9 protein-coding genes and 2 pseudogenes are annotated in these 15,384 nt (G+C 63.2%); 7 read left to right on the forward strand and 4 right to left on the reverse strand.

All coding sequences use genetic code 11. The features are described from left to right. Nucleotides 1-43: 43 nt before the first annotated feature. The gene (locus PSH84_RS05710) at nucleotides 44-355 is read right to left on the reverse strand and encodes a DUF6916 family protein (protein WP_122565136.1); all 312 of its coding nucleotides are present in this window, start codon (nucleotides 353-355) and stop codon (nucleotides 44-46) included. Between the two features lie 46 nt (nucleotides 356-401). After that, nucleotides 402-989 carry a phage tail protein gene (locus PSH84_RS05715; RefSeq protein ID WP_305469156.1) on the reverse strand — a complete coding sequence of 196 codons (588 nt, stop codon included), beginning with the start codon at nucleotides 987-989 and terminating at the stop codon, nucleotides 402-404. A gap of 302 nt (nucleotides 990-1,291) precedes the next feature. On the opposite strand from PSH84_RS05715, the gene PSH84_RS05720 reads away from it, so the two are divergent. The 5 genes and pseudogenes from PSH84_RS05720 (at nucleotide 1,292) to PSH84_RS05740 (ending at nucleotide 12,701) form a co-directional block, all read left to right on the forward strand. Then, nucleotides 1,292-2,137 (forward strand): sulfotransferase family protein, encoded by an 846-nt coding sequence (locus tag PSH84_RS05720; protein WP_305482397.1) that lies wholly within the window; start codon nucleotides 1,292-1,294, stop codon nucleotides 2,135-2,137. Nucleotides 2,138-2,188: 51 nt separating this feature from the next. Next, nucleotides 2,189-9,419: pseudogene (locus PSH84_RS05725) on the forward strand (Ig-like domain-containing protein). Between the two features lie 40 nt (nucleotides 9,420-9,459). Beyond that, entirely contained in the window at nucleotides 9,460-10,974 is a 1,515-nt protein-coding gene (locus PSH84_RS05730) for a TolC family protein (RefSeq protein WP_305469161.1), read from the forward strand. A gap of 12 nt (nucleotides 10,975-10,986) precedes the next feature. After that, on the forward strand, nucleotides 10,987-11,772 hold the full coding sequence (locus PSH84_RS05735; protein ID WP_305469163.1) for an aspartyl/asparaginyl beta-hydroxylase domain-containing protein: 786 nt from the start codon (nucleotides 10,987-10,989) through the stop codon (nucleotides 11,770-11,772). After that, nucleotides 11,760-12,701 carry a sulfotransferase family protein gene (locus PSH84_RS05740; protein WP_305469165.1) on the forward strand — a complete coding sequence of 314 codons (942 nt, stop codon included), beginning with the start codon at nucleotides 11,760-11,762 and terminating at the stop codon, nucleotides 12,699-12,701. The genes PSH84_RS05735 and PSH84_RS05740 overlap by 13 nt, the downstream gene beginning before the upstream one ends. 169 nt (nucleotides 12,702-12,870) lie before the next feature. On the opposite strand, the gene PSH84_RS05745 is transcribed toward PSH84_RS05740, so the two are convergent. Beyond that, nucleotides 12,871-13,632 carry a slipin family protein gene (locus tag PSH84_RS05745; protein WP_305469167.1) on the reverse strand — a complete coding sequence of 254 codons (762 nt, stop codon included), beginning with the start codon at nucleotides 13,630-13,632 and terminating at the stop codon, nucleotides 12,871-12,873. A 1-nt stretch (nucleotide 13,633) separates the two neighbouring features. Next, a pseudogene (locus tag PSH84_RS05750) lies at nucleotides 13,634-14,159 on the reverse strand (NfeD family protein). Nucleotides 14,160-14,309: 150 nt separating this feature from the next. Between PSH84_RS05750 and PSH84_RS05755 the strand changes: the two are divergent. Together PSH84_RS05755 and PSH84_RS05760 are read left to right on the forward strand one after the other, a co-directional pair. Beyond that, complete coding sequence (locus PSH84_RS05755) at nucleotides 14,310-14,555, forward strand: DUF2789 domain-containing protein (protein ID WP_305469170.1); 246 nt, start codon at nucleotides 14,310-14,312, stop codon at nucleotides 14,553-14,555. A 215-nt stretch (nucleotides 14,556-14,770) separates the two neighbouring features. After that, complete coding sequence (locus tag PSH84_RS05760; protein ID WP_305469171.1) at nucleotides 14,771-15,352, forward strand: alpha/beta hydrolase; 582 nt, start codon at nucleotides 14,771-14,773, stop codon at nucleotides 15,350-15,352. The last annotated feature ends 32 nt before the right edge of the window (nucleotides 15,353-15,384 follow it).

The raw sequence follows: 15,384 nt of genomic DNA on the forward strand, positions 1-15,384 counted from the left end.
GCCATCGCGAGCAAGCTCGCTCCCACAAGGGCCTCATCAGTCTTTAGTTGAATGCGATGTAGAAATACCCCAGCGCCGGATCCCGTCCCATGGGCGGTATCCGCGACACGAACACCCCCTCGAGCTTGCCCAGTTCCGGCACTTCCAACCCACAGAGCCCATCCACGAACGCGGTGCTTTCCAGGCTGTTGAATTCCACGCTGAAGGGCATGCGTTCGGTGTTTGGCAGCTTTGACCGAGGTGTTTCTTCAAGGGTTTCGAAACGCACCGGCAGGCGGCTGCCGTCGGGCAGGGTCAGGCTGCCGGTCTGGCCCAGCAGCGGTTGGAAATGGCGGCTATGAACCTGTTGCAGCATGTCGACACTCCAAAAGGCCGGAGGACCGCAGCCCTCCGGCGGTTCATCAGTTGCGGGATGGGAAATAGCCTTGAAGGGCGATGCTGAAGTTGATCGCCAGGAACGGGTTCATGATCGCCATCGGCATGCCGCCGCCCGTGGGGGAGACCGTGCCGTTGACGGTGGTGGTGACGCCTTGCAACGACACCGGCGAGGCGCCTATCTGGTCGGAATAGATATTCGCCGCGCCCGGCCCGGTGCCCGAGGTGCCGATGAACGAGTTGGTGGCCGTCGGCGTATTCACCGGGTTGCTGGCCGGGTTGGCCAACTGCAGGGTGGTCGAGGCGGTGATGCCGGTGAGGGCATGGGTGTGGTTGGGCAGGTTGTTGAGCGTTGCTGTGACGTTTTCGGTGCCGGAGATTTCTCCGATGACACGCTGGGTCAGGCCCAGGCCATTGCCTTGGCCCAAGGGCAGGCGACCTTGCAGGTTGGGCAGCATGAAGGTGGTCTGGCCATTGCCTCCGTACGTTATGCCGATCAGGGCGAACAGGGTCTGGTATTGGGAAAGGGAAAGCGTCTGCCCGTTGCACAACGCCCAATTACTGGGTGCAAAGCTAAAGGCGAATGACTGGATAGTGCCGATGAATACTTCCATAGATTCCTCATCCTTCAGGTGATTGGTCTTGCAGTGCCCGGACGTGAAGGACAAGAGTGCGATCAGCCCGACTCCTTTATTCCCTGGCCTGGTCACGCACGGCTGAGCGTAGACCGGGATTTTTGATTCTGCCGAGCGAGACGGGAGGAAAAATATCGCGAATCGGCTTAATCGATTCAGGTTCGCATGGCACCTATACCGTCCATCTTTTTTACGGATTTGGATGGATTTGATATCAAAGTACTACTAGTCGCCGATTATTTCCTCGGCTACGCTTGCGTAACAAAAGGACTACAAACAAGGTGAATGGATTGCCGCAGTTTCACTTTATCTCCGGTTTACCGCGCTCGGGCTCGACCCTGCTTTCTGCCATTTTGCTGCAGAACCCGCGCTTCCATGCCGGCATGACCAGCCCCGTCGGTTCGCTGTTCAGCAGCGTCCTGCAGCAGTGCAGTGCCGGCAGTGAGTTCGGCTCGGTGATCGACACCGACCTGCGTCGCCGCCTGCTGCGCGGCCTCTTCGATTCCTACTACGCCGACAAAGCCGATAAACCGGTCATCTTCGACACCAACCGCCAATGGTGCGCGCGCCTGCCTGCCCTGCAGGACCTGTTCCCCCAAGCCAAGACCATCGCTTGCGTGCGCAACGTGGCCTGGGTGCTCGACAGCCTGGAGCGGCTCTATCGTGCCAACCCGTTCGAGAACACCAAGCTGTTCAATGACGATGATGAGCGCAATACCGTCTACAGCCGCTGTGAAACCCTGGCCCAGCGCAACCGCCTGGTGGGGTTCGCCTGGACGGCGCTCAAAGAGGCCTATTACGGTGAGAACGCCGAGTCGCTGCTGATCGTTGATTACGATTTGTTGAGCCAGGCCCCGGAGCGGGTGATGCGTCTGGTGTACGAATTCATCGGCGAGCCCTGGTTCGAACATGACTTCAATCACTTGACCTATGACGCCCCGGCCTTCGACCAGGCCCTGGGCGTTGCCGGCTTGCACAAGGTCAAGCCCAAGGTCGCGCCGCAAGCCCGGCGGACCCTGCTGCCGCCGGATCTGTTTGAAAAATATGCCGAGTTGTCGTTCTGGCGCGATGGGTCCGCAAGCGCCGCCAATGTCATTCGTATGAAAACCGACGCCGCGGTCAGCTGACTCGCGGTTTTTTCATTTGCGTGTTTAAAAGTTCGAGTCCAGGTGATCGTCATGTGGTGGAGCAAAGGCAAATCGCGGGTAACCGAGGGCACACAGGCCCTGGCATCGCCAATGATCATGTCCCTGGAGCCGCGAATGCTGTTCGACGGCGCGGTGGCCGCAACCGTGGCCGATGCCGCGCAACCGGATGCCCAGCCGTCTGCCGAGGCGGCCAAGACGCCCACGGCGGACCAGCCGACCGACACGCATGCGCCCCAGGGCCAAGTCGATGCCACCCAGGCTGCCGTGCCGGGCAAGGCCGTGGTGTTTGTCGATTCCCGGGTCAAGGATTCCGCCAATCTGCTCGAAGGCGTGGCGCCTGGTACCCAGGTGGTGCAACTGGATGCGAACAAGGACGGCTTGCAGCAGATCGCCGATTACCTGGACACCCACCAGGGCATCAGTTCGGTGCAGATCATCGCCCACGGTAACGCCGGCGATCTGTGGTTGGGCAACAGCTACCTGTCGGCGGACAACGTCCAGGCCCGCAGTGAAGTGCTGGCGCAGATCGGCCAGGACATGAACGCCGGCGGCGATATCCTGATCTATGGCTGCTACACCGCCGAAGGCGAGCGCGGCCTGAGCCTGGTCGATTCATTGGCGCAGTTGACTGGCCGCGACGTGGCGGCGTCCACCGACCGCACCGGCCTGGGCGGCGACTGGGACCTGGAAATCGCCACCGGCAACATCGAAAGTGCCAACGTGCTCTCGGCCACTGCCATGAGCGAGTACCAATGGGGCCTGGCTACCTGGACCGCTACCAACAACCTCAATTCGGGTATCGGTTCCTTGCGCGCCGCCCTGGACTCGGCGCAGAACGGCGACATTGTCACCTTCAATACCAGCATGACCGTCGCGCTGACCCAGGTGTTGGACGTCAATAGAAACGTCACCATCGATGGTGATCTCAACAACGATAACGTCGCCGATGTCACCCTCGACGGGCAATATCGCACCCAGATCATCAACGTGACGGCCGGCACCACCGCTACCCTCGATGGTCTGGTGATTACTCGCGGCATGGTGGCGGGTAACGGCGGTAATGGCGGCGACGATGCGCTGGTGTCAAAGGGGGGCGGGATCTATAACGCCGGCACCTTGACCCTGAGGAACGTCACCGTCACCGCGAACGCCGCTTCGGGTGGTGGTGGCGGTGGTGGTGTCACGCCGCAATACGCCGGTGGCGGTGGTGGCGGCGGTGGTGCGATCACTGGCGGTACCGGCGGCAAGGGCGGCGACACCCTCAATGCCACGGGCTCCGACGGCTCGGCCGGCCAAGGCGGCGCCGGGGGTGGCTTCTTCAACATGGGCGGGCGTGGCGGTTCCTCCACCGGCGGGGCTGGCGGTTCCGCATATCCGGGCTACAGCACTGGCTCCGCGGGCGGCACGGCCTCCAGCGGTGGGCTATCCATCGGTGGCGGTGGCGGTGGTGACGGCTATAACGATATTGGCGGCGCCGGTGGCGGAGCAGTCGGTGGTATCTATAACGATACCGGCGCGACCCTGCGAATCATCGGCAACTCGGTCATTTCCAACAACGTCGGTGCAGGTGGCGGCGGTGGTGGCGGTGGTGCCGGTGGTGGCTACAACCACACGGGCGGTGCCGGCGGCGTCGGTGTCGGGGCCATCTGGAACAAAGGCTCGATCCTGATCACCGCCGCCAACTTCGCCGCCCTGGCCGGCAACGTCGGTGGCAGCGGCGTGGGTGGCACCAGTGCGGGTACTGCTGGCGTTTCACCGGCGTCGGTGGCCAACGTCTACGGTGACGGCGGCACCATCAACACCAACTATGTGCCGGACGAGACACCGCCGACCGCGACTGTCGTGGTGGCCAACACCAACCTGAACTCCGGTGGCACGTCGCTGGTGACCATCACCTTCTCCGAGGCCGTGACCGGTCTCACCGCGGCGGACCTGACGGTGCAGAACGGCACCATCGGCGTCTTGACCAGTGGCGACGGCGGCATCACCTGGACCGGTACGTTGACCGCGGCCAGCAACATCGCCGACACCACCAAACATCATCACCCTGAACAACACCGGCGTTGCCGACCTGGCCGGCAATGCCGGCGTGGGCACCACCGACTCGAACAATTACATCGTCAACGACACCGTGGCGCCCACGGCGTCCATCGTGGTCAGCGACACCGCCCTCAGGGTCGGTGAAACCTCGGTGGTGACCATCACCTTCAGCGAAGCGGTGAGCGGTTTCACTGCCGCCGACCTGACCGTCGCCAACGGCTCGATCAGCGGCCTGAGTTCCAGCGACGGCGGCATCACCTGGACGGCCACCCTGACGCCGGATGCGGCGATTTCCGATACCTCCAATCTCATTGTCCTGAATAACACCGGCGTGGCGGACCTCAACGGCAACGCCGGCGTGGGGACGACCAACTCCAACAACTACGCTATCGACACCCTGCGTCCGACCGCCACGATCGTGGTCGCTGATACCGCGTTGAGAGTCGGCGAAACGTCGCTGGTGACCATCACTTTCAACGAAGCGGTGAGCGGTTTCACCACCGCCGACCTGACGGTCGCCAACGGTACGGTCACCGGGCTGAGCAGCAGCGACGGCGGTATCACCTGGACCGGAACGCTGACCCCGAGCGCCAGCGTCAGCGACACCAGCAACCTGATCACACTGGCTAATACCGGTATTGCTGACTTGTCCGGAAACACCGGCACCGGTACCACCGACTCGAACAACTACGCGATCGATACGCTACGCCCGACCGCCACCATCGTGGTGGCCGATACCGCGCTGAACATCGGTGAAACGTCCCTGGTCACGATCACCTTCAGCGAGGCCGTCACGGGCTTCACCCTGGCGGACCTGACCGTTGCCAACGGCTCCTTGAGCGGGTTGAGCAGCAGCGACGGCGGCATCACCTGGACCGCGACGCTCACCCCGAGCGCCAGCATCACCGATGCCACCAACCTGATCATCCTGGCCAATACCGGTGTGACGGACGCGGCCGGTAACACCGGCAGCGGCACCACCAGCTCCAACAACTACGCGGTCGACACCCAGCGTCCGACCGCGACTATCGTCGTGGCCGACAATGCGTTGAGCGTTGGCGAAACTTCGTTGGTGACCATCACCTTCAACGAAGCGGTGACGGGCTTTACCACCGCCGACCTGACGGTCGCCAACGGCACGGTCACTGGCCTGAGCAGCGGCGACGGCGGCATTACCTGGACCGGCACGCTCACGCCAAGTGCCAGCACCAGCGATACCAGCAACCTCATCACCCTGGATAACACCGGCGTGACTGACGCGGCGGGCAACGCCGGCAGCGGCACCACCGACTCCAACAACTACGCCATCGACACCGCGCGCCCAACCGCCACCATCGTGGTCGCCGATACGGCCATCGCCGTGGGCGAAACCTCCGTGGTGACCATTACCTTCAGCGAGGCCGTGACCGGCTTCACCCTGGCCGACCTGACCGTGGCCAACGGCAGCCTGAGCGGCCTGAGCACCAGCGACAACATCACCTACACCGCGACCTTCACCCCGAGTGCCGGTATCTCCGATGCCACCAACCTGATCACGCTCAATAACACGGGCGTGGTGGATGGCGCGGGCAATACCGGCAGCGGTACCACCGATTCCAACAACTACGTCGTCGACACCCTGCGCCCGACCGCCACCATCGTGGTCGCCGATACGGCCCTGAGCGTCGGCGAAACGTCGCTGGTGACCATCACTTTCTCCGAAGCGGTGACAGGTTTCGACAATTCGGACCTGAGCGTCGCCAACGGTACGCTGAGTGCGGTCAGCAGCAGTGATGGCGGGCTCACCTGGACGGCCACGTTCACGCCGGCCCTCGGGGTGACCGACACGTCCAACGTCATCACCCTGAACAACACCGGCGTCAGTGATGCGGCGGGCAACACGGGTACCGGCACCACCAACTCCAACAACTATCAGGTCGATACCAACGTACCGACGGCGACCATCGTGATTGCCGATACCACGCTGAGCATCGGTGAGACCTCGTTGGTCACCGTGACCTTCAACTCGGCGGTCAGCGGGTTCGACAATGCGGACCTGACCGTCAGCAACGGCACGCTCAGTACCATGAGCAGCACCGACGGCGGGGTCACCTGGACGGCCACCTTCACGCCGAGCGCGAGCATTTCCGATACCAGCAACGTGATCACCCTGGACAACACCGGCTTGATCAACGCTTCGGGTAACGCCGGCGTCGGCACCACCGATTCGAACAACTACGTCGTCGACACCGTGCGTCCAACCGCGACCATCGTTGTGGCCGACACCGCCATTGCCGCCGGCGAAACTTCGGTGGTGACCATCACCTTCAGCGAGGCCGTGACCGCGTTCACCAGTGCCGACCTGACGGTCGCCAACGGCGTGATCTCGGGGCTGAGCAGCAGCGACGGCGGCATCACCTGGACCGCGACTTTCACACCGACCGCTGGCATCAGCGACACCAGCAATGTCATCTCGCTCAACAGCGGTGGCATCGTTGACTTGGCGGGCAACGTCAACGTTGGCGCCACCGATTCGAACAACTATGCCATCGACACCGTGCGCCCAACGGCGACCATCGTCATGGCCGACTCCAGCCTCAGTGTCGGCGAAACCTCGTTGGTGACCATCACCTTCAGCGAGGCAGTGACCGGTTTCACCAACGCTGACCTGAGCGTGGCCAACGGCACCCTGAGCGCTGTCAGCAGCAGCGATGGCGGCCTGACCTGGACGGCGACCTTCACGCCGACCCTCGGCGTGCGGGATACGTCCAACCTGATCGTCCTGGACAACACCGGCGTCAGCGATGCGGCGGGTAATACCGGCACCGGCACGACCAATTCGGCCAACTACGCCATCGACACCCAGGTGCCAACGGCGACCATCGTGGTGGCCGATACCGCCCTGAGCATCGGTGAAACCAGCCTGGTGACCATCACCTTCAATGAAGCAGTGAGCGGTTTCGACAACAGCGACCTGACCATCAGCAACGGCACGCTGAGCAACGTGTCGTCCTCCGACGGCGGCGTTACCTGGACGGCCACGTTCACCCCGAGCGCGAGCATTGCCGATACCAGCAACCTGATCACCCTGGACAATACCGGTGTCGTCAACGTCTCGGGCAACGCCGGCGTCGGCAGCACCGATTCGAACAACTATGCCATCGACACCGTGCGCCCAACGGCAACCATCGTCGTCGCCGACACGGCCATTGCCGCGGGCGAGACGTCGCTGGTGACCATCACCTTCAACGAGGCCGTGACCGGCTTCACCGCCGCCGACCTGACCGTCGCCAACGGCACCCTCAGCGGCTTGAGCAGCAGTGACGGCGGCATCACCTGGACCGCGACCTTCACGCCTGCCGCTGGCATCACCGACACCAGCAATGTCATCACCCTCGCCAACGGCGGCGTCGCCGACCTGGCGGGTAACGCCGGTAGCGGCAGCACCGATTCGAACAACTACAGCGTCGACAGCCAGCGTCCGACCGCCACCATCGTGCTGAGCGATTCGGTGTTGAAACCGGGTGAAACCGCCCAGGTGACCATCACCTTCAGCGAAGCGGTGACCGGCTTCAGCAACGCTGACCTGAGCGTGGCCAACGGCACCCTGAGTGCCGTCAGCAGCAGCGATGGCGGCCTGACCTGGACCGCGACCTTCACCCCGACCCAGGGCGTGACCGATGTCACCAACCTGATCACCCTGGACAACACCGGGGTCAGCGACGCGGCCGGCAATACCGGGACAGGCACCACCGATTCGGCCAATTACGCGGTCGAAACGCAGGTCCCGACTGCCACGATCGTGGTGGCCGATAACGCACTCAAGGTGGGGGAAACCTCGCTGGTGACCATTACCTTCTCGGAAGCGGTCAGCGGTTTCGACAACAGCGATCTGACCATCAGCAACGGCACGCTGAGCAACGTTTCTTCTTCCGACGGCGGCGTTACCTGGACGGCCACCTTCACCCCGACGGCCAGCATCACCGACACCAGCAACCTGATCAGCCTGGACACCAGTGGCGTGGTCAACGCCTCGGGCAACAGTGGCGTCGGCGTGGTGAACTCCAACAACTACGCGATCGACACGGTTCGCCCGGGCGCCACCATCACCGTGGGCGACACTTCCCTGGGCATCGGCCAGAGCACCACCGTGACCATCAGCTTCACCGAGGCGGTGTCCGGTTTCGACTTGTCGGACCTCAGTGTCGCCAATGGCGTGTTGTCCAACCTCGCCAGCAGTGACGGCGGCCTGACCTGGACGGCGACCCTGACGCCAACTGCGGGCGTGACCGACGCCACCAACCTGATCCTGCTCGACGCCAGCACCGTGCAGGACCTGGCCGGCAACGCTGGAGTGGGCATCGCGATTTCCGCCAACTACGCACTCGACGCCAACCGGCCGACGGCAACCATCGTGGTTGCCGATCCGAACCTGACGGTGGGCGAGACGACCCAGGTGACCTTCACCTTCAGCGAAGCGGTGACGGATTTTGACCTGTCGGACCTCAGCGTCACCAACGGCGAACTGACCAATCTGACCACCAGCGATGGCGGCAGGACCTGGACGGCCACGTTCACACCAACGGTAAACCTCACCGACCCGAGCAACTTCATCGCCCTGGACACCAGCAACGTCAGCGACCTGACAGGCAACGCCGGGGCCAGCGTGGCGGTGTCCAACAACTATGCGATCGACACCGTGGTGCCCAACGATGTGAAGCCGCCGCCGGAATTCCTGACGTCGGACCCGGTCACGGTTATCCCGCCGTCCGAGGTGCCGTTGCAGCCGATCGTTTTCATACCGCCAACGGGCGATCTTGGCTCGCCGCTGGGCTTCCCTCCACTGTTTGAACAGCGGGATGTGGGCGGTGGTCTTCGGCCGATAGGGGACATTTTCATCAACCGCGGCGAATTGGCGCCGAGCTATATCGCGCAAGTATTCAGCAGCGACGCTGCTGGCGATGGCTCCGGCCAGGGCTTCCTGGGCTTTGGTGGTGGTGATGGCGGGGTGTTTGGCAGCAGCACGGTCTCGGGCCTGTTCAACCGCGACACCGGTTCCGAAAGTGAATCGATGGACGCTTTTGGCAGTCAGTCGATGCAGGGCGGCGATGGCGCCCGCGGGTTGTTCGGCGCACCAACTCTGGGCCAGCAACTGCAACAACTCAAGGACACGGAGCAGCGTCAGGTCAATAGCCTGGCAATGGCTTTACAACAGGTCGGCATCAGCCAAGTGCAGGCCTGAACTCTAAAAAATATTGGGGCAGCCAGGGGCAATCCAGGGAATGAATAGAAGTCAGAAGTTATTCGGTATGAGTGTGCTGGCGTTGGTGGTCAGTGGATGTGCGGTCACCAGCGATCCGATCGAGCGTAGCGTCAGCGAACAGCGCGCTCGCACGGATCTGCAGAACATGTACAAGGATCAGGAGCCCTTGAGCGGCCCACTGACCCTGCACCAGGCCATGGCCCGGGCGGTGAAGTACAACCTCGAAGGCCGCTTGAAGATCATGGAGGAAGCCCTGGCCAAGCGTCAGCTGGACCTGGCCAGTTTCGACATGCTGCCGCGCATGGCCCTGGACGCCGGTTATGTGGGCCGCAACAACGTCAGTGCCTCCAGCAGCCAGAGTGTGGAAACCGGTACCCAGTCCCTGGAGCCGTCGACCTCCCAGGACCGCGACCGTGAGGTGGCGGACCTGACCATGGTCTGGAACGTGCTCGATTTCGGCGTGAGCTACATTAGCGCCAAGCAGGCCGGGGACCAGCGCCTGATCGTGCAGGAACGCCGGCGCAAGGTGATCAACACCATCGTCCAGGACGTGCGTTCGGCCTACTGGCGCGCCATGGCCGCCGAGCGCCTGCTCAAGCAGATCGACAGCCTGATGGCCCGGGTCGAGGCGGCGCGTGACAACAGCCAGAGCATGAGCGAACAACGCATCGGTGACCCGGTACAGGCCTTGGGTTACCAGCGTTCGCTGATCCAGGCCACCCGCCAACTGGAAGAGCAACGCCGGGCGCTGTCCCTGGCCAAGACCGAACTGGCGACCCTGATCAACTTGCCCTTGGGCACCGAGCTGACCCTGGCGACCCAGGATGAATACACCATCCCGGAACTCAAGGTCGACCTGGCCCGTCTGGAACAGGAAGCCCTGGCCAGCCGTCCGGAACTGCGTGAGCAGGATTACCAGACCCGCATCACCGCCGCCGAAACCCGCAAGGCCATGTTGCGCCTGCTGCCGGGGCTGGAGTTTTCCGCCGGCGGGCATTACGACAGTAACTCGTTCCTGGTGGAACAGGGCTGGGCCGACTATGGCGTGAAAGTCACCTGGAACCTGTTCAACGTGATCTCCGCCCCGGCGGCCATCGACGTGGCCAAGGCCGGGGAAGAAGTGGCGGCGGCGCGGCGCCAGGCGATGTCGATTGCCGTGCTGGCGCAGCTGTACGTCGCCAACGCGAACTATCGCGAAGCGCTGCGCCAGTTCAAGACCAGCCAGCAACTGTCGGACATCGACGGGCAGATTGTCGGCCAACTGCGCAGCCGTCACCAGGCTGCCGGCATCGGTGAGCTGGACCTGATCCAGGGTGAACTCAATACTCTGCAGGCCGATCTGCGCCGTGACCTGGCCTACGCCGACCTGCGCAACGCCTACGGGCAGATCTTTGCCAGCGCCGGCCTCGACCCGCTGCCAAACGAAGTGCAATCGACCGAAGTCCAGTCGATTGCCACGGCGCTGGCCAACCGCGAAGCGGCCTGGGCCCAGGGCGATATCGCGTTGCCGAAGCCTGCCACGGTGACGCAATAACCGGGCGCAACCATGACGCGCCCGGCGTTTTCCCGGCTGCCGGTGACGGTGAACCTGCCGCTGCTGTTGCAGGCACTGGCGGCCATTGAAGACGCGCGCTGGCAGGGGCATTTCAACAGCGCCTATCACAGCGGCGACTGGAGCGGCGTGGCGCTGATTTCGGCGACCGACGCCGTCACCGAGCTGTCGCCCGGGCGCGGTCAGCCACGGCAGCGTGCACCTTGGTCAGCGGATGGCCGTTGGCATGAGGCATTGCGCGACTGGCCCCTGGAGATCGTCTCGGCCCGGCTGCTGCGGCTGGGGCCCGGCGGGTGCATCCACGAGCATCGCGACTATGACCTGGGCGGGCCGGACGCCGATCTGCGCCTGCACGTTCCGCTGCTAAGCCCACCTGGCGTGGACTTCTTCCTGGATGGACAAATCATTCCGATGACGGCCGGTGAGTGCTGGTTTCTCGACCTGGCGCGGCCCCATCGAGTGGTTAACCGAAGTGCGCATTCGCGGGTTCACCTGGTGCTCGACTGTCGCCCCGGGCCGTGGCTGGTCCGGCAGATTGCCGATGGGCTGCCCACCACACCCGACGCGGGCGTCAGGCAAAGCGACTTCGCTCTTTTTCAGCTGCGCGTGGAAAGCGATCCTGACCTCGCCCGCACCTTGCAGAGCCTGCACGACCTCGACGCTTTCATGGCGTCCACCCTGGCGTTGGGGGCCGAACGAGGGCTTCATTTCACCCAGGAAGAATTGCGGGCCGCCATGCGCAACGGTCGCCAGCAGTGGAGAGCCCAGTGGAAGACCTGAACCTGCACGGTTGGCTGCCGATCCGCCTATGGCAAGAGGCCGGGCAGTGGCGGGTCGACTGGTGCTGGTTCGGCGACGCGCGACTGTCACAGCCGTTCTTTGGCGACTCCGTGGAAGACGCCTTGCGCCGGCCCTTCAACCAGGCGTTCCGCCGCCAGACGCCCTTGGACGCACTCGGTCAGTGGCAACGGCAAAGCCCGGGCCTTGGGCCCAGTGCATTCATCTGCCATGCCTCCCGTTGCGGTTCGACCTTGATCAGCCAGATGCTCGCCCAGTTGGACGACCATATCGTCATCTCGGAACCACCGCCCCTGGATGCGCTGCTGCGCAGTGAGCTGCCGCCGGCCGAGCGGTCTGCGGCACTCAAGGGCTTGATGTCGGCCTACGGGCAGCGCCGCCGAGGCGTGGAGCAACGCCTGGTGGTCAAACTCGACGCCTGGAACATTGGTGAGCTGCCGCTGCTGCGTGAGTGTTTTCCCGACACGCCCTGGTTGTTCGTCTATCGCGATCCCTTGGAAATCGCCGTTTCTCACCTGCGTCGTCCCGGCATGCACATGGTGCCGGGGATGATCGGGACGACTGTCCTGGACGATGGGTTGCCATTTGGCAGCCAGGAAGATTTCATCCCGCGCCGGGTGGGGCGGTTGTTGGCGACGGGCTTGGAACACTGCCAGGCATTGTCTGGCGTGGCGGTCAACTACAGCGAACTGCCCGAGGCGATGACAGGCAGGTTGGCAGCGTTTTTCGGGCTCGATGATGAGCAATGCGGGCAAGTGTTCGCGACGGTGGGGCAGCATGCCAAGCAGCCGGCGCAGGCGTTTGTTGGCGACAGCGAGGACAAGCGCCGGGAGGCTTCGGCGTTGTTGCGTGAGCGGGTCATGCGCTGGGCGCAGGGGCCCTATGAAGCGTTGACGTCACTGCCGCTGTAGCGGGGTCAAACCTGCTTTTGTGGCGAGGGGATTTATCCCCGTTGGGTTGCGAAGCGACCCCCAAACCAGCCAACTCGGTGTGTCAGGAAGATTGAGCTCACTGCTTTGGGGCTGCTGCGCAGCCCAGCGGGGATAAATCCCCTCGCCACAAAGGCCAGCCTTCAGCCCATCAAGCCTTGTTGGGCGACAACTCCGCCATCCCCTTGAGCAATTCGATCGGCAGGGGGAAGACGATGGTGGAGCTTTTATCCCCGGCGATCGACCCCAGCGTCTGCATGTAGCGCAGTTGCATGGCGCCTGGCTGGCGGCCGAGCATTTCGGCGGCCTGCATGAGTTTTTCCGAGGCTTGCAGCTCGCCTTCGGCGTGGATCACCTTGGCTCGCCGTTCCCGTTCGGCCTCGGCTTGGCGGGCGATGGCGCGGATCATGGATTCGTTGAGGTCTACGTGCTTGATCTCGACGTTTGCCACCTTGATACCCCAGGCGTCGGTCTGGGCGTCGAGCACTTGCTGGATGTCGCCGTTCAACTGCTCGCGTTCGGCCAGCAGTTGGTCCAGGTCATGCTTGCCGAGGACCGCGCGCAACGTGGTCTGGGCCAGTTGGCTGGTGGCCATGAGGAAGTTTTCCACCTGGATAATGGCTTTCTGCGGGTCGAGCACGCGGAAATACAGCACCGCATTGACCTTCACCGAGACGTTGTCCCGGGTGATCACGTCCTGGGGCGGCACGTCGAGGACAATGGTGCGCAGGTCAACGCGAATCATCTGCTGCACCACCGGAATCAGCAGGATCAACCCCGGCCCCTTGACCTGCCAGAACCGTCCGAGCTGGAACACCACCGCTCGTTCGTACTCGCGCAGGATCCGGAAGGTCGCCCCCGCCAGCGCGATCACCAGCAACAACAGCAGCGCAAAACCGATTTGCATGCCCATCTCATACCCCTCCGGAGTCAGCGGCGGCCACTTCCAGCAGTAAACCCTTGCGGGCGATGACCCGCACCGCTTGCCCAGGCCGCAGCGGCGTTGCGCTTGCCACCTGCCAGCGTTCGCCTTCCAACTGGACCCAGCCATGATGATTATTACCGGCCTGCAATGCGGTCACCGCCGTGACGCTGCCCAGCAGCGCGGCATCGCCGCTGACAGGCTGGCGCGGCCGTGTTTTCAACGCACGGACCAGCAGGGCGATCAGCAGCAAGGCACTGACCAGGCCCAGGCCGAGCATCAGCGGAACCGGTATATCAGCGTTGGTCAGGATGACCGCGCCAATCACACACAAGACAATGCCGCCCAACCCCGCGACGCCGTAATTGGGCAAGGCCGCCTCGAAGACCAGCAAGGCCACGCCCACGGCAATCAGCCAGAAACCCAGGGGGATCGGTGCCCGACGGCACGAGGCCCTCGGCGCCGAACGCAGGCCCGCTGATCGCCAGCAGCGCAACCGTCAACCAGTGAATGTTCACGGGATCCTCCCACAACGTGTAGTCGTCGGGATGTTTATTCAAAGTCTAGTCGAGTCGGGGGTTGATTGAATTTTGATCAGTCTGGCGGTCGGCGAGGGGCTAGACTGCCTAGGAACAACCCCGCCATTCATTCATGTCCAGGAGCCCCCTATGGAACCGCCGATTCACACCCTTCGCGCATTGTTCAAGCAACTGGGCTTGCCCGATGATGCTATTGGCATTGACCAGTTCATTGCGACGCATTCACCCCTCAAGCCCAGGTTGCACTTGGCCGATGCGTTTTTCTGGAATGAGGGCCAGCGGCAAATGCTGCGCGAGGAAATCCTTGAGGATGCGGACTGGGCGGAAGTGATAGATCAACTGGATGTGTTGCTGCGCAAGGGACGTAGCGAGTGAGAACGTACGCAATACCTGTGGGAGCGAGCTTGCTCGCGATAGCGATATGTCTGTCACATCAATGTTGACTGAAAGTCCGCTATCGCGAGCAAGCTCGCTCCCACAGGGTTATCTTGTTATTCGCTTTAAGCATTAACAAATAGCTTCTTATTCCTTAAAGAATATAGCTCTCCTCCCTATACTCGTCCGGGAACAGACACGCAGGAGAGCAACCCATGCGCAACGAATCGATTCGCTACCTGATTGTGCCGGGCTGGCAAGGATCGCCGGAAAATCATTGGCAAACCCACTGGCAGAACAGCCTGCCCAACAGCGCCCGGGTCGAGCAGGCCGACTGGGTGACGCCCCGACGTGAAGACTGGGTCGCGGCGCTGGCCGAGGCCGTGGCCGCCGACAGCACACCGGTGATCCTGATTGCCCATAGCCTGGGTTGCATCACGGTAGCTCATTGGGCCTCCACCGCGCCGGTGCAGTTTCTGCGGCAGGTGCGTGGGGCGCTGCTGGTGGCACCGGCGGATGTCGAGCGGCCCGCCTGCGTCCCGGCGCTGCGCAACTTCGCGCCGATTCCCACTGATTTGTTGCCGTTCCCAAGCCAAGTGGTCAGCTCCGACAACGACGCCGCCGTGAGCGCCCCGCGTGCCTTGGAACTGGCGCGCAACTGGGGGGCCGAGGCCGGGATCCTGGCGGGGGCGGGGCATATCAACGTGAAGTCCGGCCACCAGCGCTGGGAGCAGGGTTTCGCTTATCTCTATCGTCTGCAAAACCGCATGGAGCATCACGCCCTGCGTCGCGCCTGAATGTTTAGCGCCCCCCGTCTCCCGGCGGTCTG

Source organism: Pseudomonas beijingensis (assembly GCF_030687295.1).
Lineage (GTDB): Bacteria > Pseudomonadota > Gammaproteobacteria > Pseudomonadales > Pseudomonadaceae > Aquipseudomonas > Aquipseudomonas beijingensis.

What these genes read in the sequence shown, in the direction of transcription:
- PSH84_RS05710 (WP_122565136.1), bottom strand. Translation starts at nt 355, where the DNA reads ATGCTGCAACAGGTTCATAGCCGCCATTTCCAACCGCTGCTGGGCCAG.
- PSH84_RS05715 (WP_305469156.1), bottom strand. Translation starts at nt 989, where the DNA reads ATGGAAGTATTCATCGGCACTATCCAGTCATTCGCCTTTAGCTTTGCA.
- PSH84_RS05730 (WP_305469161.1), top strand. Translation starts at nt 9,460, where the DNA reads ATGAATAGAAGTCAGAAGTTATTCGGTATGAGTGTGCTGGCGTTGGTG.
- PSH84_RS05735 (WP_305469163.1), top strand. Translation starts at nt 10,987, where the DNA reads ATGACGCGCCCGGCGTTTTCCCGGCTGCCGGTGACGGTGAACCTGCCG.
- PSH84_RS05745 (WP_305469167.1), bottom strand. Translation starts at nt 13,632, where the DNA reads ATGGGCATGCAAATCGGTTTTGCGCTGCTGTTGTTGCTGGTGATCGCG.
- PSH84_RS05755 (WP_305469170.1), top strand. Translation starts at nt 14,310, where the DNA reads ATGGAACCGCCGATTCACACCCTTCGCGCATTGTTCAAGCAACTGGGC.
- PSH84_RS05760 (WP_305469171.1), top strand. Translation starts at nt 14,771, where the DNA reads ATGCGCAACGAATCGATTCGCTACCTGATTGTGCCGGGCTGGCAAGGA.